Source organism: Peterkaempfera griseoplana (assembly GCF_001418575.1).
GTDB classification, from domain to species: domain Bacteria; phylum Actinomycetota; class Actinomycetes; order Streptomycetales; family Streptomycetaceae; genus Peterkaempfera; species Peterkaempfera griseoplana.
Genome location: NZ_LIQR01000174.1, coordinates 1 through 19303, shown reverse-complemented (window position 1 = coordinate 19303; position 19303 = coordinate 1). Strand labels below are relative to the sequence as shown.

The 19303-nt window shown below is 74.4% G+C and carries 20 protein-coding genes and 1 pseudogene; 14 read left to right on the top strand and 7 right to left on the bottom strand.

From position 1 onward, the window contains the following. Positions 1-208: 208 nt before the first annotated feature. The 3 genes from AOK09_RS13995 to AOK09_RS13985 all read left to right on the top strand — a co-directional run bounded on the left by AOK09_RS13995 (position 209) and on the right by AOK09_RS13985 (position 2699). Positions 209-1558, top strand: coding sequence for a C39 family peptidase (locus tag AOK09_RS13995; protein WP_055587502.1), 1350 nt, complete (start codon positions 209-211; stop codon positions 1556-1558). 207 nt (positions 1559-1765) lie between these two features. Beyond that, on the top strand, positions 1766-2095 hold the full coding sequence (locus AOK09_RS13990) for a hypothetical protein (protein ID WP_055587501.1): 330 nt from the start codon (positions 1766-1768) through the stop codon (positions 2093-2095). A gap of 235 nt (positions 2096-2330) precedes the next feature. Continuing rightward, on the top strand, positions 2331-2699 hold the full coding sequence (locus AOK09_RS13985; RefSeq protein WP_055587500.1) for a nuclear transport factor 2 family protein: 369 nt from the start codon (positions 2331-2333) through the stop codon (positions 2697-2699). Between the two features lie 41 nt (positions 2700-2740). Here AOK09_RS13985 and AOK09_RS13980 read toward each other — a convergent pair whose 3' ends face one another. Then, positions 2741-3217, bottom strand: a complete 477-nt coding sequence (locus AOK09_RS13980) for an SgcJ/EcaC family oxidoreductase (RefSeq protein WP_055587499.1) — start codon at positions 3215-3217, stop codon at positions 2741-2743. An 85-nt stretch (positions 3218-3302) separates the two neighbouring features. On the opposite strand from AOK09_RS13980, the gene AOK09_RS13975 reads away from it, so the two are divergent. Further along, the gene (locus tag AOK09_RS13975) at positions 3303-3692 is read left to right on the top strand and encodes a YbjQ family protein (protein WP_407675400.1); all 390 of its coding nucleotides are present in this window, start codon (positions 3303-3305) and stop codon (positions 3690-3692) included. On the opposite strand, the gene AOK09_RS13970 is transcribed toward AOK09_RS13975, so the two are convergent. After that, positions 3676-4890, bottom strand: coding sequence for a trans-sulfuration enzyme family protein (locus AOK09_RS13970; protein ID WP_055587498.1), 1215 nt, complete (start codon positions 4888-4890; stop codon positions 3676-3678). The two genes, AOK09_RS13975 and AOK09_RS13970, sit on opposite strands and share 17 nt — an antisense overlap. Positions 4891-5030: 140 nt before the next feature. Here AOK09_RS13970 and AOK09_RS13965 point away from each other — a divergent pair, with 140 nt between their 5' ends. Continuing rightward, on the top strand, positions 5031-5510 hold the full coding sequence (locus tag AOK09_RS13965; protein WP_245687282.1) for an Lrp/AsnC family transcriptional regulator: 480 nt from the start codon (positions 5031-5033) through the stop codon (positions 5508-5510). A 6-nt stretch (positions 5511-5516) separates the two neighbouring features. Here AOK09_RS13965 and AOK09_RS13960 read toward each other — a convergent pair whose 3' ends face one another. Beyond that, positions 5517-5984, bottom strand: a complete 468-nt coding sequence (locus tag AOK09_RS13960) for a winged helix-turn-helix transcriptional regulator (protein ID WP_055587497.1) — start codon at positions 5982-5984, stop codon at positions 5517-5519. A gap of 45 nt (positions 5985-6029) precedes the next feature. On the opposite strand from AOK09_RS13960, the gene AOK09_RS13955 reads away from it, so the two are divergent. The 5 genes from AOK09_RS13955 (at position 6030) to AOK09_RS13935 (ending at position 10787) form a co-directional block, all read left to right on the top strand. Continuing rightward, entirely contained in the window at positions 6030-7472 is a 1443-nt protein-coding gene (locus AOK09_RS13955; protein ID WP_055587496.1) for an MFS transporter, read from the top strand. A 70-nt stretch (positions 7473-7542) separates the two neighbouring features. Beyond that, positions 7543-8646, top strand: a complete 1104-nt coding sequence (locus AOK09_RS13950; RefSeq protein ID WP_055587495.1) for an FAD-dependent oxidoreductase — start codon at positions 7543-7545, stop codon at positions 8644-8646. Between the two features lie 165 nt (positions 8647-8811). Further along, positions 8812-9057, top strand: a complete 246-nt coding sequence (locus tag AOK09_RS43685) for a hypothetical protein (protein ID WP_055587494.1) — start codon at positions 8812-8814, stop codon at positions 9055-9057. Between the two features lie 117 nt (positions 9058-9174). Then, on the top strand, positions 9175-10188 hold the full coding sequence (locus AOK09_RS13940) for an aldo/keto reductase (protein WP_055587493.1): 1014 nt from the start codon (positions 9175-9177) through the stop codon (positions 10186-10188). A gap of 14 nt (positions 10189-10202) precedes the next feature. Then, positions 10203-10787 (top strand): TetR family transcriptional regulator, encoded by a 585-nt coding sequence (locus tag AOK09_RS13935; protein WP_079063045.1) that lies wholly within the window; start codon positions 10203-10205, stop codon positions 10785-10787. Between the two features lie 37 nt (positions 10788-10824). Here the strand turns inward: AOK09_RS13935 and AOK09_RS13930 are convergent, their stop codons facing one another. Then, positions 10825-11796 (bottom strand): sensor histidine kinase, encoded by a 972-nt coding sequence (locus AOK09_RS13930; RefSeq protein ID WP_055587491.1) that lies wholly within the window; start codon positions 11794-11796, stop codon positions 10825-10827. A gap of 228 nt (positions 11797-12024) precedes the next feature. Here AOK09_RS13930 and AOK09_RS13925 point away from each other — a divergent pair, with 228 nt between their 5' ends. The 3 genes from AOK09_RS13925 (at position 12025) to AOK09_RS13915 (ending at position 14124) form a co-directional block, all read left to right on the top strand. Continuing rightward, positions 12025-12237 carry an EF-hand domain-containing protein gene (locus tag AOK09_RS13925; RefSeq protein ID WP_055587490.1) on the top strand — a complete coding sequence of 71 codons (213 nt, stop codon included), beginning with the start codon at positions 12025-12027 and terminating at the stop codon, positions 12235-12237. A 207-nt stretch (positions 12238-12444) separates the two neighbouring features. Beyond that, positions 12445-13005, top strand: coding sequence for a TetR family transcriptional regulator (locus AOK09_RS13920; RefSeq protein ID WP_055587489.1), 561 nt, complete (start codon positions 12445-12447; stop codon positions 13003-13005). A 387-nt stretch (positions 13006-13392) separates the two neighbouring features. Continuing rightward, entirely contained in the window at positions 13393-14124 is a 732-nt protein-coding gene (locus AOK09_RS13915) for a DUF427 domain-containing protein (protein ID WP_055587488.1), read from the top strand. Positions 14125-14201: 77 nt separating this feature from the next. Here AOK09_RS13915 and AOK09_RS13910 read toward each other — a convergent pair whose 3' ends face one another. After that, positions 14202-16028, bottom strand: coding sequence for an AMP-dependent synthetase/ligase (locus AOK09_RS13910; RefSeq protein WP_055587487.1), 1827 nt, complete (start codon positions 16026-16028; stop codon positions 14202-14204). Positions 16029-16239: 211 nt separating this feature from the next. Here AOK09_RS13910 and AOK09_RS13905 point away from each other — a divergent pair, with 211 nt between their 5' ends. Further along, entirely contained in the window at positions 16240-17199 is a 960-nt protein-coding gene (locus tag AOK09_RS13905) for an NAD-dependent epimerase/dehydratase family protein (protein WP_055587486.1), read from the top strand. A gap of 402 nt (positions 17200-17601) precedes the next feature. Here the strand turns inward: AOK09_RS13905 and AOK09_RS13900 are convergent, their stop codons facing one another. Further along, positions 17602-18522: an NAD(P)-dependent oxidoreductase gene (locus tag AOK09_RS13900; RefSeq protein ID WP_079063044.1), complete on the bottom strand. Its 921-nt coding sequence runs from the start codon at positions 18520-18522 to the stop codon at positions 17602-17604. A 61-nt stretch (positions 18523-18583) separates the two neighbouring features. Beyond that, positions 18584-19303, bottom strand: a pseudogene (locus tag AOK09_RS13895) (cellulose-binding protein); the annotation flags it as partial.

Here is a 19303-nt window from a genome sequence, read left to right as displayed (position 1 = left end):
CATGTGCATGGCGCATGGACGGTACAAGCCGCCGGGCCCGGCGGGCCAGCGTCCGTTCACTCCCAGCGGACCGCCGCCGTCCGGGCGCCGGAAGTCCGGGTGCAGGAAGTTCGGTGGGGGCGGACACACCACCGCATTCGCTGGCAACCGCCGTACGCAGCGAGGAGAGTGATGCCCTGTCGTGCCCTCGTCGACTCCTGGAGCGCTCATGGAGCAGGCCCCGATCTCCCGCCGCGCCGCCCTCACCGGCGCGCTCGCCGCAGCCGTCGCCGTCTCCGTCCCGCAGACAGCGCACGCCGCCGTACCGGACCGTCACCGGACGCCCGACAGCGCTCCCGTGGACTACCACGCCTGGACCCGCTACGCGGACTGGCACGCCGGAACCGCCGCCGGGGTACGGGTGCGGCCCGGCGGCGGCCACTCCCCCGACGGCATCACCATCGACCAGCCGCTCGGCACCGCTCCGTACACCGACCCCCACACCGGCACCACCGCCGACTGGGAGTACGCGACCTGGACCTCCCCCGAGCACCGCCTCGGCTTCGGCGCCAGTGAACTGGTCGCCTCCTGGAACGCGGACACCCCGCCTGGCACCTGGATCGAGGTGGAGCTCCAGGGCACCTACAGCGATGGCGGCACCACCCCCTGGTATGTGATGGGCCGCTGGGCGGCCGGCGACGCCGACATCCGGCGCACCTCGGTCGACGGCCAGAGCGACTCCCGCAGCGACATCTCCACCGACACCTTCGAGATCAGCGACAAGGCGAGCGGACTGCGTCTGGCCTCCTACCGGCTGCGGATCACCCTGCGCCGCCGTCCCGGCAGCACCGCCACGCCCCTGGTGCGCAGGCTCGGTGCCATGGCGTCCGACATCCCCGACCGCTTCACCGTCCCCGCCTCCGTCCCCGGCGAGGGCCGCGGGATCGAACTCGCCGTCCCCCGCTACTCGCAGGACGTCCACAAGGGCCAGTACCCGCAGTACGACAACGGCGGCGAGGCCTGGTGCAGCCCCACCTCCTCGGAGATGGTCGTCGAGTACTGGGGCCACCACCCCTCCGCCGCCGACCTCGCCTGGATCGACCCCTCATACGCCGACCCGGCGGTCTGCCAGGCGGCCCGTTCCACCTACGACAGCCAGTACGCGGGCTGCGGCAACTGGCCCTTCAACGCCGCCTATGCGGCCTCCTACGGCCTGGACGCGCTGGTCACCCGGCTGCGCTCGCTGAACGACGTGGAGCGGCTGATCAAGGCCGGCATCCCGGTGATAACGTCCCAGTCCTTCCTGGCCACCGAACTGGACGGGGCCGGCTACGGCACCTCCGGCCACTTGATGACCCTGATCGGCTTCACCGCCGACGGCGACGTCATCGCCAACGACCCGGCCTCCGCCGACGACACCGCGGTCCGCCATGTCTACCGGCGGCGCCAGTTCGAGAACATCTGGCTGAGGACCAGGCGTTACGCCGCCGACGGTTCCGTCCGCGGCGGCTCCGGGGGAATCGTCTATCTGTACAAGTCCCCGGATGTGGCGTGGCCCAAGGGGCTCGGGCTCAGCTGACCCGGCCCCGGATATCTCCCCCGGAAAGGGAGGCGTTCCGGGCCCGGGCCGAATGACGATTCCGCTCACCGGCGGGCGTGAGGAGAGCGCAATTCCGCGGCGGAATGCGGGGGCGTGCGGCCCGCGCGACCGCCGCGTGTGCGTCACGTCCGGGCCGCGCGTAGCGTGGTGAGGAGACGATTCTCCGAATCGACGGGAGGAACGCTGATGCAGATGAAGAAGCCGGTCGCCGTCTTCGGATCAGCCCTCTTCGCTGCCGGTGTGGCCATCGCGCCGACCGCCGCCCCAAGTGCCTGGGCAGCGCCGGGCTCTCACACGGTGGCAGCCGCACCGCACTCCGCGTCCGCCAACAACCCCTACCGAACCGGTTACCGGCAGGGTTTCCGTGACGGCTGGGCGGATGCGCGGGACAACTGCGAGCAGAACGGCGGAAACAACGGGTACGGGCAGAACAACGCGCAGTGGAAGCTCGGTTACGGCGACGGATACCAGGCGGGTTACATCGCGGCCGAGGCGCAGTTCTGCGGCAATTACTGACCGGTGATTCATTACCTCGGCGGCGTCGGGGAACAAGCCGGCTCCACGGGCGTGACGGCCGTGGAGCCGGCTTTGTGCGGTCCGCACCCGGTGCAGGGGACGGCGTGCTCGTCCCGCCGGCCCCCTCGCAGCGGCGAGGGTGATGACCTCTGAGGTCATCGACCCGGGTGCGGGTCCCCTGACAGAGTCCCGGGTGTCAGGGAAACCGCAGCAACACACCGAAGGAGGGGCCGCCATGAGCGACCTCAAGGAGCTTGTCGTCCGTTACCTCGCCGTCTGGAACGAGGCCGACGCGGAGCGCCGCGAGCAGGCCGTCGCGGAGCTCTGGGCCGAGGACGGGACGTACACCGACCCGCTGGCGGACGTGTCCGGGCGGGCCGGGATCGCCGCGGTGGTGGCCGCGGCCCGGGAGCAGTTCCCCGGCTTCTCCTTCCGGCTGGCGGGTGAGGTGGACACCAACCACCACATCGCCCGGTTCCAGTGGGAGCTGGTGCCGGACGGCGGCGGGGAGGCACCGGTGGTCGGCTTCGACGTGGCCGTGGCGGACGGCGAGGGCCGGCTGAAGAGCGTGTACGGGTTCCTGGACCGGGTGCCGTCGGCCTGAGGCCGGACAGGGCCCGTCCGGTCACTCGCCGGGGCGTCCGGTCACTCGTCGAGGAACGGCGGCAGCAGCAGGTCCCGCAGTTCCGCGGTGAGGCCCTCCCGCAGTTCGGGCCGGCCGTGGAACTGCGCGGGCGTGTTCTGGAGGAGCACGATCCGCCAGCCGCCCCCGCCGAGCCTGCCGGCGACGATCGTCTGACGGGCGTTGAGCTCGGGCTTGACGTCCGACTCGCCGGGCGGCACCAGCCCGGCGACCGCCTGCAGTACGGCGGCGTCCGACCCCAGCAGCCGCACCCCGCGCACCTTGGCCACATAGACCGGGGTGAGGTGTCCTGCGAAGAGCGCGGCCATGTCGGCGGCGATCTGGTCGCGCCCGCAGTGGCGGCTCCCGTCGAAGCCGATCGCCTCGCCGTCCTCGGCGAACGTCGCGGCGAAGGCCTCGGCGTCCCGGGTGTTCCAGCCCTCCAGCAGCGCCCGGTAGAGCTCGCGGACGGCCCGGTCGACGGCGGCGTCGGTACCCATGCCGCCCAGCCTAGAACCTCCGCGGCCGTTTCTCCGCCGCAACGTCCCGGTGGCTGTCCCGGCCGCCCCGTCCCAGGATGGCGGTATGGGCAATGACGGCGGTATGGGCAGGATCGACGAGTACGGCGGCGGGCAGGGTCCCTCGGCCGATGTGCTGGTGGTGACGACCAACGACGTACCGGGCTGCCGGGTGGACCGGGTGCTGGGTGAGGTGTTCGGCCTCACGGTGCGTTCCCGGCACCTCGGCAGCCAGGTCGGCGCGGGCCTGAAGTCGCTGATCGGCGGTGAGCTGCGGGGGCTCACCAAGACGCTGGTGCAGAGCCGCAACGAGGCGATGGAGCGGCTGCAGGAGCAGGCCCGCGCCCGGGGCGCCAACGCGGTGCTGGCGATGCGGTTCGATGTGACCGAGGGCCCCGAGGCGGGGACGGAGATCTGCGCCTACGGCACCGCGGCGGTGATCAGCCGGCTGAGCTGAGCAGCGGGACCGGGACCGTGCGCAGCGCCGCCGCCAGGTCCTCCAGCAGGTCCTGGGGGTCCTCCAGGCCGACCGAGAGGCGTAGCAGACCGGGATCCGGGCGGGCACCCTCCGCCACCGGCCGGTGGGTGAGCGCGGCGGGCACCTGGATCAGGGTGGAGACGCCCCCCAGCGACACCGCATGGGTGATCAGCCGGCACCCCGCCGCGACCTGCTCGGCGGCTGCGGCGCCTCCCCGTACGGCGAAGGCCAGCACCGACCCGGGCAGTGCCAGCTGCCGTCCCAGCAGGCCGGACGGGTCGCCGCCGGGCAGTCCGGGGAAGTGCACCCGGGTGACCTCGGGCCGGTCGGCCAGCCAGCCGGCGAGGACCCCGGCGCTCTCGCTCTGCCGGCGCACCCGCAGCGGCAGGGTCTGCAGACCCCGGTGGAGCAGATAGGCGGAGAGCGGGTGCAGGATGCCGCCGGTGACGGCGCGTACGGACCGCAGCCGCGCGGCCCACTCGGGGCCGCAGGCGACCACACCGGCCAGGACGTCGCCATGTCCGCCCAGGTACTTGGTGGCGCTGTGCAGCACCAGGTCGGCGCCGTGCCGCCCGGGGCGCTGGAGCACGGGGGTGGCGAAGGTGTTGTCGACCAGCAGCGGCACCGGGTCGGCCCCGGGGCGGCGGCACTGGGCGGCGACGGCGGCGATGTCGACCAGTTGCAGGGTGGGGTTGGCGGGGGTCTCCAGGATCACCAGGCCGGTGTCGGGGCGCAGCGCGGCCGCGACGGTGTGCGGCTCGGCCCAGCTGACCTCGGTGCCGAGCAGTCCGGTGGCCAGCAGGTGGTCGGTGCCGCCGTAGAGAGGGCGTACCGCGACGACATGGCCGCGGCCCGCGGCGCGGGCGGCGGTGAGGCAGGCGGCGAGGGCGGCCATGCCGGAGGCGAAGGCGACGGCCTCGGGCTGCTCCTCCAGTTCCGCCAGGGCGTCCTCGAAGCGGGCCGTGGTGGGGTTCCACAGCCGCTGGTAGACATGGCTGTGGGCGGGGTCGGGGCGGCCGCCGCCGGCCAGCTGCTCATAGGCGTCGCCCCCGGTGCCCACGCCGGGGAGCGGATTGGCGGTGGAGAGGTCGATGGGCGGCACATGGACGCCCAGGCCGTGCAGATCGCTGCGGCCTGCGTGGACGGCGGTGGTGTCGGGGCGGCGGTGTTCCGTCATGTCGGTCCTCCCTGGGGCGGGTGCGCTGTGGAGGCCACCGTGGAGGACTTGCGGTGTTCCGCGCGGTGCGGCCGCACGATATTCGGGTTCCGGCCGCCGACTCTTGCTCTTCTTCGGTACACGGGGTCACCATCGTGCTCGTGCCGAACGAACGTCACCACGAGCTGGCGCCCGTCGACCGGGCCATCCTGCGGGTGCTGCGCGACAATGCGCGCACCCCGAACAAGGCCGTGGCGGAGGCGGTCGGGATCGCGCCGTCGACCTGCCTGACCCGGATCCGGTCGCTCTGCGAGCGGGGCGTCATCCGGGGCTTCCACACCGATGTGGACCCGGGGGCGCTGGGCCTGGGCGTCCAGGCCATGATCGCGGTGCGGCTGCACTCCCATGCGCCCCGGCATGTGGCGGCGTTCGTGCGGGGCGCACCGGACCTGCCGGGGGTGCTGTCGGTCTTCCATGTCGCCGGGCCGGACGACTATCTGCTGCATGTGGCGGCGGCGGACACGGCGGCGCTGCGGGACTTCGTCCTGGAGCAGCTGACCGCGCATCCCGCGGTGCAGCAGGCCCGGACCAGTCTGATCTTCGGCCAGGTGCGGGGCGCGGCCGCGGGTGCCGCCGACTGAGGCCGGTCAGCTGACGGGTCCGCTGCGGCCCCAGCCGGGGGCGCGGACCTCCAGGTCCACCTCCTCGGGGGTCACCTCGTCGCCGCAGCAGCGGCAGACCACGGCCGGGTCCAGGGTGTGGTCGCGGTGGCGCAGTACGGCGGGGGGTTCGGCGACGGCCCACTTGTCGCCCCAGGCCAGCAGGGCGCGGATCACCGGGCTGAGGTCCCGGCCCGCCGGGGTGAGGTGGTACTCGAAACGTGGCGGGCGTTCGCTGTAGGGGCGGCGCTCGACCACGCCTGCCTCCTCCAGGGCGCGCAGCCGTGCGGTGAGCCGGTCCCGGGGGGCACCGGTGTTGCGGACCAGCGCGTCGAAGCGGTGGTTGCCGAGAAGGATCTCGCGTACGGCGAGCAGCGCCCACTTCTCACCGACGACGCCGAGGGCGGCAGCGGCCGAGCAGGGACGCCCGGGCAGGGCGGGGGTGGTACCGGTCACCCCACAAGGTTGCCATTCCAAACCCACTGCCGCTAGCTTGCGGCCATGAGAGTTGGAGAATCAAACTCACCTGCCTCGGCAGCCGCCACCACCTGGGTGGTGTCCGCGGGCGTCTTCGTGGTGAACCTCGACCTGTTCATCGTGAACGTCGCCATGCCCGCCCTGGGCACCTCCTTCCACCACGCCCCGCTGTCCTCGCTCTCCTGGGTGCTCAACGCCTACGCCATCGTCTTCGCGGCGCTGCTGGTCCCCGCCGGGCGCCTGGCCGACCGGGCCGGACACCGCCGGGGCTTCCTGCTGGGCCTCGGCGTCTTCACCGCCGCCTCCGCGCTCTGCGCGGTGGCCCCCGGCGTCGGCTGGCTGGTGGCGGCCCGGATGCTGCAGGCCGCCGGGGCCGCCGCCCTGATGCCCACCTCGCTGGCGCTGCTGCTCGCCGCCACCCCCGCCGAGCGCCGCACGCACGCGGTCCGCGGCTGGGCCGCCATCGGCGGCATCGCCGCCGGCCTCGGCCCCGTGCTGGGCGGCCTGCTGGTGGCGGCCGACTGGCGCTGGGTCTTCCTGGTCAACCTCCCGGTGGGAGCGGCCGCGCTCGCGGTCGGCGCCCGGCTGCTGCCCGATGTACGGCCGGAGCAGCGCGGCCCGCTGCCCGACCTCGCCGGGGCGGCACTGCTCACCCTGGGCATCGGCGCCCTCGCCCTCGGCCTGGTCAAGGCCCGCGACTGGGGCTGGAGTTCCGCCGGGGTGATCGGGGCGCTGGCCGCCTCGGCGCTGCTGGCCGGGGGGTTCCTGCTGCGTTCGGCCCGCCATCCGGCCCCGGTGGTGGAACTGCCGCTGCTGCGCGTCCGGGCGTTCGCCGTCGCGTCCGGGGCCTCGCTGCTCTTCGCCGTCGCCTTCGCCGCGATGCTGCTCACCTCGGTGCTCTGGTGCCAGCAGGTCTGGGGCTACTCGGCGCTGCGCACCGGCCTGGCCATCGCGCCCGGACCCCTGGTGGTCCCCCCGCTCGCCCTGGCCACCGGACGCGTGGTGCACCGCTTCGGCCCAGGGCCGGTCGCGGCGGTCGGCTGCCTGGTGTTCGGCGCCGGGACGCTCTGGTGGGCGACGGCCCTGGACACCGGGCCGCACTGGGCCGCCGGGCTCCTCCCCGGCATGCTGGTCACCGGCCTCGGCGTCGGCCTGGCCCTGCCCACCCTGGTGGGCGCGGCCGCCGCGGCCCTGCCGCCGCACCGCTTCGCTACCGGCTCGGCGGTGACCACCATGGCCCGGCAGACCGGATCGGTCCTCGGGGTGGCGCTGATGGTGACCCTGCTGGGCTCCCCCGCCGGCGCCCAGGCCGCCCTGCACGCCTTCCGGCACGGCTGGACCGCCACCGCGATCGCCGCTCTGCTGGGGGCGGCCGCCTGCCTGCTGCTGCCCCGGCCGGCGGCCGCGGCCCCGGCCGCAGCTCCCCGTCCGGCGCAGGACGGCCTCCGGGAGCCGCAGCGAGGCTGAGGCCCGGAGGGAGGCGCTGCCGAACGACACGCCCCCGGAAGAGGCGCCCACGGCCCGGTGTTGCAGGGGCGTGACTGCTTACGCCGAAGAGGTCCGGCCCGCCCCCGCCACCGTCTCCACCGCCGACGTGGTCGTGATCGGGGCGGGCCAGGCCGGACTGTCGGCGGCGTACCACCTGCGGCGGCGCGGGTTCGCCCCGTACAGCGGCCTGGTGGTGCTGGACGCCGACGCCGCCCCCGGGGGCGCCTGGCGCCACCGCTCCCCCAGCCTGACCATGGCCTCCGTCCACGGCTTCCACGACCTGCCCGGTCTGCCGCTGCCGCCCGCCGACCCGGGGCGGCCGGCCCGTGACGCGGTGCCGGAGTACTTCGCGACCTACGAGCGGGTCCACGACCTGCCGGTGCTGCGCCCGGTACGGGTGCGTGCCGTGCGGCCGGGCCCGGCGGAGCTGCTGCTGGTGGAGACCGACGCGGGCAGCTGGACCACCCGGGCCCTGGTGAACGCCACCGGCACCTGGACCAGGCCCTTCGTCCCGCACTATCCCGGCGCCGGACTGTTCCGGGGACGGCAGCTCCACTACGCGGAGTACTCCGGGCCGCAGGAGTTCCGGGGACGGCGGGTGGCGGTGGTCGGCGGCGGGGCGTCCGCGATCCAGGTGCTGTCGGAGGTGGCGGCGGTCGGGGAGACCGTGTGGGTGACCCGGCGCCCTCCGGTCTTCCGCGACACCCCCTTCACCATGGAGGCGGGCCGCGCCGCGGTGGCGCTGGTGGAGCAGCGGGTCCGGGCGGGACTGCCCGCGCAGAGCGTGGTGAGCGTGACCGGCCTGACCGACAGTCCGGCGGTGCTGCGCGCCCGGGAGCTGGGGGCACTGCACCGGCTGCCGATGTTCGACCGGCTCACCGGGACCGGCGTCGCCTGGGACGACGGGCGGCAGATCACGGTCGACGCCGTCGTCTGGGCCACCGGATTCCGTCCCGAGGTCGGCCATCTGGCCCCGCTGGGACTGCGCGAGCCCGGTGGCGGCATCCGGCTCGACGGCACCCGGGCCACCGCCGACCCCCGGATCCACCTGGTCGGCTACGGCCCCTCCGCCAGTACGGTGGGCGCCAACCGCGCCGGGCGGGAGGCCGCCAAACGGATCCACGCCCTGCTCACGGCAGAGCCGGGCCGGTGAGGGGGAGCACGGGCCGGCGGCACCGTCCGGCCGACGCCGTACCGCCGTCCGGGACCGGCTGCTGACGGCGCACCACGCGCTGATGTCCGTACCCTCGGCGCGAGCGCCGGGCGCCGGGCGCCGGCCACCGGGCCGGGCGGCGCCGAGCGGCTGGCGGCGGCCGGGATGACCTGCGAGGCGGTGGCGGGCCGGCTGCACGGGCCGCTCGACGCCGCGGTCCGGGAGGCGGTGATCCCGTCGATGGGTCCGATGGCCCTGGTCCGCAGTCTGCGCGACTTCGACCAAGCCGGGGGGCTGCTCCCGCAGCGCCGCCCGGCCGAGGGAGTGACCCGGGCGGGCGCCCCGCCCCCGCCCAGAAGACCTGCAGCCCTCACCCTGCCGCACGGCGGGGCTCCTCCCGGGCGGCGGTGAGGGCCTGGACCCGTGAGGCCTCCTCCGCGCCGCGCCGAAGAGACTAAGGGTGACAGATATTGAAATCTGTCATCTCTCATGCCATGCTCGTTCTGCGTCCATTCCTGAGGAGTCACCGTGATCACCCGTTCCCTCGGCAGCACCGGCCCCACCGTCTCCGCCATCGGACTCGGCTGCATGGGTATGTCCGACCTCTACGGCCCGGCCGACGAGGCGGAGTCCGTCGCCACCATCCATGCCGCCCTCGACGCCGGGGTCACCCTGCTCGACACCGGCGACTTCTACGGCATGGGCCACAACGAGATGCTGATCCGCGAGGCGCTCCGGGGCCGTGACCGCGACCAGGTCGCCATCAGTGTCAAGTTCGGCGCCCTGCGCGGCCCGGACGGCAGCTGGCTGGGCAATGACGCCCGTCCGGCGTCGGTGAAGACCTTCCTGGCCTACACCCTGCGCCGGCTGGGCACCGACCATGTCGACGTCTACCGCCCCGCCCGGCTCGACCCCGCCGTGCCGATCGAGGAGACGGTCGGCGCCATCGCCGAGCTGATCCAGGCCGGTTACGTCCGCCACCTGGGCCTGTCCGAGGTGGGCGCCGCCACCCTGCGCCGCGCCCACGCCGTGCACCCCGTCTCCGACCTGCAGATCGAGTACTCGCTGCTCTCCCGCTCCGTCGAGGCCGAGATTCTGCCCACCGCCCGTGAGCTGGGGATCGGTGTCACCGCCTACGGGGTGCTCTCCCGCGGTCTGCTGAGCGGCCGCTGGAGCAAGGACCGGGAGACCGCCCCCGGCGACTTCCGCGCCATGAGCCCCCGCTTCAGCGGCGACAACCTGGCCCACAACCTCACCCTGGTGGACGCCCTGCGCGCGATCGCCGAGGAACAGCAGGCCACCGTCGCCCAGACCGCGATCGCCTGGGTCCTCTCCCGCGGCGAGGACGTGGTGCCCCTGGTCGGTGCCCGTCGCCGGGACCGGCTGGCCGAGGCGCTCGGGGCGCTCGACCTGCGGCTCTCCGACCGCGAGCTGGCCCGGATCGAGGAGGCGGTGCCCGCGGGCGCCGCCGCCGGGGACCGGTACGCTGCCCAGCAGATGGCCCATCTGGACAGCGAGTCCGGCGCCCACCACGACCACTGAGGACGGCCCGCCCCGTGACGGACAGTGCACTGACCCCCGAGCAGATCCTCCGGGCGACCGAGGACGTGCTGCGGCGGTACGGCCCCGCCAAGGCCACCGTCGTGGACGTCGCCCGGACGCTCGGGGTCAGTCACGGCAGCGTCTACCGCCACTTCGCCAGCAAGGCGGCACTGCGCGAGGCGGTCACCGAGCGGTGGCTGGACCGGGCGCACGTCTCACTGGCGGGGGTGGCCGCCGAGTCCGGCCCGGCCGACGAGCGGCTGCACCGCTGGCTGCGGACGCTCTTCGAGGCCAAGCAGCACAAGGCGCTGTCCGACCCGGAGCTGTTCGCCACGTACACCGAGCTCATCGGCCAGACCAGCGGGGTGGTGGAGCGCCACCTGGAGACCCTGGTCGAGCAGCTGACCGTGATCATCACCGACGGTGTGGAGCAGGGCCTGCTCACCGCCGAGGACCCCGCCACCGCCGCCCGGGCCTTCTTCCACGCCACCTCCCGCTTCCACGACCCCTGCCATGCGGCCCAGTGGTCGGACCCCCGGGTCGGGGACGACCTGGAGGCGGTCTGGCAGCTGCTCCGCAGCGGCCTGGCCGTGCGCTGAGCAGCGGCGGAACGGACGGGGTCCGGCCGGACGGGCCCTAAGGCCGCCGGACGGGCGCGCCGGTGTCCACATGCATCCTGAGGGTCAGCCCGTCGGCGGCGGCACGCATCTCGACCAGGTCGCAGAGCTGGTGGATCATCCACAGTCCGCGGCCGCCCTCCGCCGAGTCCAGCCCGGGCCGCCGCCGCCCGGCCAGCAGGTCGCCCAGCCGGCCGGAGTCGCGCACCTCCGCCACCACGGCCGCCCCCTCCGACCAGACCCGCAGCACTCCGCCGCCTCCGCCGTGGGCCACCGAGTTCCCGGTGGCCTCGCCGACGGCCAGCACCAGGTCGCGACGGCGGTCGCGGTCCAGTCCCCAGCCCTCCAGCCGGTCGTCCAGCCAGCTGCGGACGGCGGCCAGCTCGCCCGCGGTGAAGCCCAGCTGCTCGGAGTGGGGCGGCTGGGGCAGCGCGGTGTCGCAGTCGGCACACACCCGGGCGGGTGCGCAGTAGCCGTCCGAGGGCCGGCGTCTGCCGTCCTGGAGCATCACGGGGTGGGTGCGATGGGCGTCCTCGACGACCTGCGGCGCCAGGCCCGCGGTGTCATAAGGGCAGAGGACGGAGACCGGGCGCCGCCGGAAGGCCAGGTTGATCAGGGCCTCGTGGCGGGTGGCCTCCCGTACCTCGGCGGGCGAGCGCTGCGGCCAGATCGGCTCGCCGACCACCCGGCTGCGGCCGGGGGCGTGGCGGTCGGCGAACTCCCGGAGCGCCGCGAGGATCCGGCCCGGGTTGCGGCCCAGCTCGGTCATGTCGGCGAAGGCGACCGCACCGGCGGTGTCGCCCAGCCGTTCGCGCAGCGGTCCCAGGCGCGGCCGGGGGACGGCCACCAGCACCGGCTCGCCCGCCTCCAGACCGGCCCGGACGAAGCCGCCGACGCCGTCCAGATACCCGTCCAGTCCCTGGTAGAGCAGAGCCGGATGGTCGAAGTCCGGGTCTGCGGAACCCTCGCTCTGCTGTGTGCCCTCGCTCACACTTCCGCACCTCCAGCGCCCGCGGCGCACCCCGACACCGTACCCAACGCTCCTGACCGGCCCTTCACCGCCCGGCGCCGGGACTCCTCCACCCGGCTTTCCGGCGACGGACCCCCGGCTCCCGGCCCGGGGCGGACGGCGGTGTCCCCGGCTGCTCGCTGGGGAGCGGCGGCGCGCTCCTGCTAGCGTGCCGCTGCACCACACACCGTGAACGAGGAGGGGCACCCCATGGCGGACATCGAGGCGGCCAAGGCGGCGTTCGAGCGGTTCGACGTCAACGGCGACGGACAGATCTCGGCGGCCGAGTACAAGAGCACCATGGCGGCTCTCGGCAACCACTACGTCACCGAGGAGCTCGCCAAGAGCGTCATCAAGGCCGCCGACAGCAACGGCGACGGGCTGATCTCCTGGGACGAGTTCTGGGCCACCCAGCAGAGCTGACCCCGCCGTGCGGCAGGGCGCGGACCGGCCGGACGGCGGGGCCGCGCCCTGCGCCCGTCCCCGCCCCCGCCGCGGCGGGCGGCGCCGCGACGGGCCCGGGGCGGTGTCGGTGCCCCGTGCCAGACTGTTCGGGTGGTCACGGGGAGTGGGGGCCGGCGGGTCCCGGCAGGCGACGGGGCGCAGCCTCGTTCGGCGTTCCGCGCGCAGATGCGCGAGCGGGTGCTGCAGGCCGCCCGCGAGCTGGCGGTGGAGTACGGCTGGCAGGGTGTGCGGCTGGCCGAGCTCGCGGCCCGGGCCCAGGTGTCCCGTCCGACGGTGTACAAGGAGTTCGGCGACCGGGCCGGGATCGGCGAGGCGCTGATCCGGCGCGAGAGTGAGCACTTCCTCACCGGGATCGCCGCGGCGCTGGCCCGGCACCCGGCGGACATGCGGGCCGCGCTGTCCGCCGCGATGAGCTGGACGCTGACCGAGGCGGCCGCCAATCCACTGGTCCGCGCCATGCTGCGCCCGGCCCGGGACGGCCATGCGGACGATCTGCTGGCGTTTCTCACCACCCGGCCGGATCCGGTCTTCAGCGGTGCCCGGACGCTGCTCGCCGACTGGCTCTCGCGCCAGCTGCCCGAGGCTCCGCGCGAGGCGGTGACCGATGCGGTGGAGACGCTGGTGAGACTGACGGCCAGCCATATCGTGCTGCCGTCCGCGAACTTCCACAGGAGCGCCGACCGGCTCGCGGCGGCGGTGCTGCACATCGCGGGCGCGAGCCGCTGACGGCGCTCCGGCTCTGGTGCGGGCGGGAGACGGGGGGACCCCCGCCCGCATCCGGAGCCTGACACAGTCCGGAGGCATTGACAATACCGATGGGTACGTAAACTTACTGACGAGCCGTCAGATCACCGGGACACCCGGACGGCGGTACCGCGGCGCCCCTCCCGTGACCCCCCTCCCACCTGCGGCGTTCCCCGGGCATGGAACCTGAGATGAGCACTGGCAACCCTGACGACCCCGGTACCGAGTGGGCTCCCGCCGCCCCCGAGGACGACGACGGCTGGAGCTGGACCACCGCGGTGCCGCAGACCGAGTGACCCGGCCCGGACGCGGGCGGCCGGACGCGCCGGGGTGACGGAATCCGCCGCGGGCCGTCCGCGTTCCAAGGGCATGGCTACCGAACCGGAACAGCAGAGCCCCCGCGTCGAGGCGGGCAGCAAGCGGATCCGCGCCTTCCTGGGCGGCCTCCCGGTCGTCGACACCGTCCGGCCCTCCCTGGTGTGGGAGGTCCCCTACTACCCGGCCTACTACCTCCCCGCGGCCGATCTTCGGGCGGAGCTGGAGCCCACCGGCCGTACCAGGCACTCCCCCGGGCTCGGGGAGGGCCGGCTCTTCGACGTACGGTCCGGCGGCCGCACCGCGCGGGACGCCGCGGTGCGCTACCAGGACTCGCCCGTGGCGCAGCTGCGCGACCTGGTGCGCCTGGACTGGGACGCCATGGACGCCTGGTTCGAGGAGGACGAGGAGGTCTTCGTCCACCCCCGCAGCCCCTACACCCGAATCGACATCCTGTCCTCCTCCCGGTCCGTGAGGGTGGAGATCGAGGGTGTGACGGTGGCCGAGAGCAGCAGTCCCCGGGTGCTCTTCGAGACCGGCCTGCCGCCGCGCTTCTACCTGCCGAAGACCGATGTGCGGCTGGACCTCCTGGAGCCCGGCGAGACGGTGAGCCACTGCCCCTACAAGGGCCGCGCCGAGCATCTCTCCGCGCGGATCGGGGGCCGGCTGCACCCTGACGTCGCCTGGACCTACCCCACCCCGCTGCGGGAGAGCGCGGCGATCGCCGGGCTGGTGTGCTTCTACGACTCCCGGAGCGAGATCACGGTGGAGCCGGTCCGCGGCTGACCGCCGCCCGCGTGCCCCCCAGGCCCGCAGGCCCCCGGGGCGGTGCGGCGCGGCGGGGTGCGGTCCGGCGCGGCGCGTCAGTCCGCGTAGAGCTGGTCGATGTCCGCGGCGTACGCCTTGACGATCGCCCGGCGGCGCAGTTTCAGCGACGGGGTGAGAAGCCCCTGGCCGACACTGAACTCCACCGGCAGGATGCGGAAGGCCCGGATGGACTCCGCCCGGGAGACCGCGGTGTTGGCGGTCACCACCACCCGCTGGATCTCCTCCTGCAGGTCCTGGTCGGTGACCGCGCCCCAGCCGGCGTCGGCCTGCTTCTGGTGCACCCGCTGCCAGTGCACCAGCGCCTCCGGGTCCAGGGTGATCAGCGCCGCCACATAGGGGCGGTCGTCCCCCACCAGCAGGCACTGGGAGATCAGCGGATGCGCCCGGACCCGCTCCTCCAGCACCGCCGGGGCGACGCTCTTGCCGCCGCTGGTGATGATGACGTCCTTCTTGCGGCCGGTGATGGAGAGATAGCCGTCGCGGTCCAGCGACCCCAGGTCACCGGTGGCGAACCAGCCGTCCCTGAGCACCTCCGCGGTGCCCTGCGGGTCGTTGAGGTAGCCCGCGAAGACGGTGCCGCCGCGCACCCAGATCTCTCCGTCCGGGGCGATGTGGACGGCGCAGCCCGGCAGCGGGCGGCCCACGGTGCCGAACCGGGGGCGGCCCAGCGGCTGCCCGGTGACGGCGGCGGTGGTCTCGGTCAGTCCGTAGCCGTCGTAGACGGTGATGCCGACGCCCGCGAAGAGCAGCCCGAGGGAGCGGCTGAGCGCGGAGCCGCCGGAGACCGCATGCCGCACCCGGCCGCCCAGCACCGCGCGCAGCCGGCGGTAGACCATGCGGTCGTACATACGGTGCCGCAACCGGAGCGCGGGACCGGGCCCCGGGCCGCTGCGCTCCCGGCGCGCCTCCTGGGCCGCGGCGAAGCGCACCGCGACCTCCATGGCCTTGTCGAAGGCGTCGGCCCGGCCGGACTCCGCGGCGCTGAGCCGCGCCCTGGCGACGATCTTCTCGAAGACATAGGGCACGGCGAAGAGGAAGGTGGGCCGGAAGGACGCCAGCGCGGGCAGCAGCTCCCCGGCGGAGATCTCCGGCTGGTGCCCGAGCCGCACCCCCGCGCGGAGGCAGAAGATCTGCACCATCAGTCCGTAGACATGGGCCAGCGGCAGGAACGCCAGTACGGCCGGCTGCTCGCCCGGCGCGGCGACCAGCTCGCCCCACCCGGCCTGCAGGGTGTCGCACTCCACGGCGAAGTTGGCATGGGTGACCACACAGCCCTTGGGCCGCCCGGTGGTTCCGGAGGTGTAGGCGATGGCGGCGGGCGAGTCCGGGTGGACGGCCGCGCGGTGGCTGTCGACGGTCTCGTCCGGGATGTCGCAGCCCAGCCGGGACAGCTGACGCACACAGCCGCCGTCCAGCTGCCAGATGCGCTTCAGGGTGGGCAGCCCGTCGCAGGCCGCGCCCACGGTCATGGCGTCGTCCTCGTGCTCCACCACACAGGCGACCGCCCGGGAGTCGGCCAGGATCCAGCTGACCTGCTCCGAGGAGGAGGTGGGGTAGATGGGGACCACCTGTGCGCCGATCGACCAGAGGGCGTAGCTGAACTGGGTCCACTCGTAGCGGGTGCGCGCCATGATGGCGACCCGGTCGCCGAACCGGACGCCGCTCGCCAGCAGCCCCTTGGCGAGGGCGGTCACCTCGTCGCGGAAGGCGGACGCGGTCACCTCCGACCAGCCGGCGGCGCCGGGCACCCGCCTCGCGAGCTGGATCCGCTGCGGTTCCTGTGCCGCCACCTGGTAGACCGTGTCGGCCAGCCCTCCGCTGCACGGGGGCTCCACCAAGGGCGGGACGCTGAAGTCGCGCACCGTGCCACTCTCCCTCACCCGTTGCACCGCCGAACCGACCGACGGTGGCAGGGCAAGTTACCGGAAGCGCTTGCATGCTGCCTAGGGGCGTGCAGGTGCACGTGCACGCTACTGACATGACGTCTCAACAGGTTATTGGCACTGCTCATGGGCGAAAGTGCCAGCAGCATACCGCTCCCACCCGGGCAACCGCGGGCTAGCATCTGTTGCCATGCGCATCCTCCTCCTGGGCGGTACCTCCTTCGTCGGCCGGGCCATCGTGGAGGAAGCCCTGCGCACCGGCGCCGAGCCGACCCTCTTCAGCCGCGGCAGGACCGGCACCGGCCTCTTCCCGGACGTACCGAGGCTCACCGGCGACCGGGACACCGGCGACTACGACGCGCTGCGGGGCGGCAGTTGGGACGCCGTGGTGGACGTCAGCGGCTATCTCCCCCACCACGTCGGGCAGGCCATGGACGCGCTCGGCGACCGGGTCGGCCGCTATCTCTTCATCTCCAGCAACGCGGTCTACGCACGGGAGGGCGTGCAGCCGGGCGCCGACGAGGACACCCCCCGACTGGCCCCGGTACGCCATGTGCGGCGGGTCCAGGATCTGGACAACGACACCTACGGCCCGTCAAAGGTCGCCTGCGAGGACGATGTGACGTCCCGTTACGGCGACCGCGCCACCATTGTCCGGCCCGGTCAGGTGGTCGGCCCTCACGACCACTCGGACGCCTTCACCTACTGGGTGCGGCGCGCCGCACGCGGCGGCCGGGTCGCCCTGCCCGGCGATCCGGGACAGCCGGTGCAGGTGGTGGACTCCCGCGACACCGCCCGCCTGGTGCTGCGGCTGCTGGCGGACGGGCGGCCCGGCGCCTTCCACGCCGTGGGCCCGGCGGAGCCGACCACCCTGGGCGGGCTGATCGAGACCTGCGCCGGGGCGGCCGGCAGCCGGGTCGAGATCGTGCCGGTACCACCGGAGGCCGCGCCGGGCTTCCCCCTGGTCCGGTCGGACCACGTCACCCAGCAGAGGGATCCGGCCCGCGCCCGGGCGGCCGGCCTGCCCGCGACGCCGCTGGCGGTCACCGCCGCCGACGTACTGGCCTGGGACCGGGAACGGGGCGAGCCGCCGCTCACCCGCGGTTGCTCCCCGGCGGAGGAGCAGCGGCTGCTCGACCGCCACGGCTGAGCGACTGCACGGCCGGGGGTGCGGGCGTGGGGCACCCGTCCCGCCGCCGCCGACGACGACCCGGCCCGCGGTTCAGTCGGGGCGGGCGCCGGGAGCCGGAGCCGGCTCGGCCGGAGCGCCGCCCGCAACGGGCCGCGCCCGAACCGCCGCGGCCGCCGGCGGTGGGGGGACGGTGCGGCGGACGGCCTGGCGGCGCGGTCGCTCCGGACGACCCGGCCGAGCTGCTCAGCCGGATCGACGCCGCCCGGAGCGCCTCCGGCCAGGGATGACGACCTCCGGGGGCGGGGAAACCGGCCAGCATCCTGCGCCCCCCGCTCCCCGCCGGGCCAGGGGCGCCGGCGGCGGCGTCCCCGTGGACGGACCGCGCCCCCGAAGCTGCCGCCGGCCCGCCGCCCGCGCCTCTCAGCCCGCGAAGGAGGCGAAGTAGGTGGCGGCCATGTCGTCGTCGCCGTGTCCCTGCGCGGCCGCCCGGCGGAACCGCTCGGCACCGGCCGCGGTGACGTCCAGGGCGACACCGGCCTGCCGGCCCGCCTCGACGATCAGCCGGGCGTCCTTCTCCGCGGTGGCGACGGCGAAGCTGGGGCTGTAGTCGCCGGCCAGGATGGCGGCGGACTTGGTCCGGAGATAGCCCATGTCCAGCGGGCCGCCGGCCACCGCGTCCAGGAACGCGTGCGGGTCGACCTCCAGTGCCTGGGCGAGGGCCAGCGCCTCGGCGGTGCCGTGGGTGATGGTGAGCACCCAGCTGTTGCAGACCAGCTTGAGCCGGGTGGCTGCGCCGGCCGCCCCGTCGTCCCCCACCCAGGCGGTACGGCTGCCGACGGCGTCGAAGACCGGGGCGAGCACGGCCCGGGTGTCCTCCGGTCCCGCCGCCAGGACCAGCAACTGGCCGTTCTCCGCGGGCTGCCGGGTGCCCAGGACGGGTGCGTCCACATAGCGCAGGCCGTGCTCGGCGGCGAACGCGGCCAGCACCGGCTGGGCCTCCAGCCCGGCGGTGGAGCACTGGGCCCAGACCGCGCCGGGCCGCAGCGCGGGCGCCGCCTGGCCCATGGCCTGCAGTGCGGCATGGCCGTCGTACAGCATGGTGAGGACGACATCGGCCCCGTGGACCGCCTCCGCCGGGGTGTCCGCCACGCTGATGCCGTCGGCCGCCAGCGGCTGGGCCTTGGCCCGGGTGCGGTTCCACACCTGCACCCGGAACCCGGCGCGGGCCAGGTTGCGCGCCATGGCCGCGCCCATGATTCCGGTGCCGAGGACCGCCACAGCGGTGCCCGGGGTGTTGTCGGCCACGGTTGCTCCCTCTCCTCGTCGTTGTTCCGAGGTCATCCTGCGCCGTCGGCGCCCCGATGTCACCGACATCGGGGCGCCGACGCGTCAGGTCCGCGGGTCAGCAGCCGATGGGCTGGGAGCCGACCGCGACATCGTCGAACCAGAGGGTGTCGTCCCCGCTGCCGTAGCTCTCCCAACCGAGGCGGAAGGTGGTGGGGCGGGGCGCCGTGGTGCGGCTCAGCCACTGGTTGTCGATGTCCTGGGTGGGGGTGCCGTCCAGGTGCAGCCCGGGCACCTCGACGTCGTCGAGGTAGGTGCTCGCGGCCTGCTTGGTGGTGTCGATCTGGAAGCGCAGGCAGACCCAGCGCCCGGTGGGCAGCGGGGCGGACTGGGCGACTCCGGCGGGGCTCTGCGCCGGGAGGGTCGCGTCGTCGGACTGCCGGTTCCACTGCAGGGCGTTGTTCTGGCCGCCGATCCGCAGGTCCTTGCCGCCGTCATTGGCGTCGGCCATGGTGATGGCGGTGACATGGGAGGTCGGCAGCGCGGTGGTGTGCCGGACCCGCATCCGCGCGTACAGCACCGGGCCGATCGCGGAGACGTTCTTGGTGGTGCCGACGAACACGTGGTTGCAGTACCCGGCATGGCCGTCGATGCGCAGGGAACGGCTGCCGCTGTAGGCGACCGAGGTGTCGATGGCGGCGGTGCCCGACCCCTGGCAGTCGGGGGTGACGACCTGCCAGTCGCCGGTGGGGACGGTGCCGGTCTGGTCCTCGAAGCCCGAGCAGATCACCGCGGAGCCGCAGCCCGAGGAGGCCGGCGGGGTGGTGGGGCCGGTGGG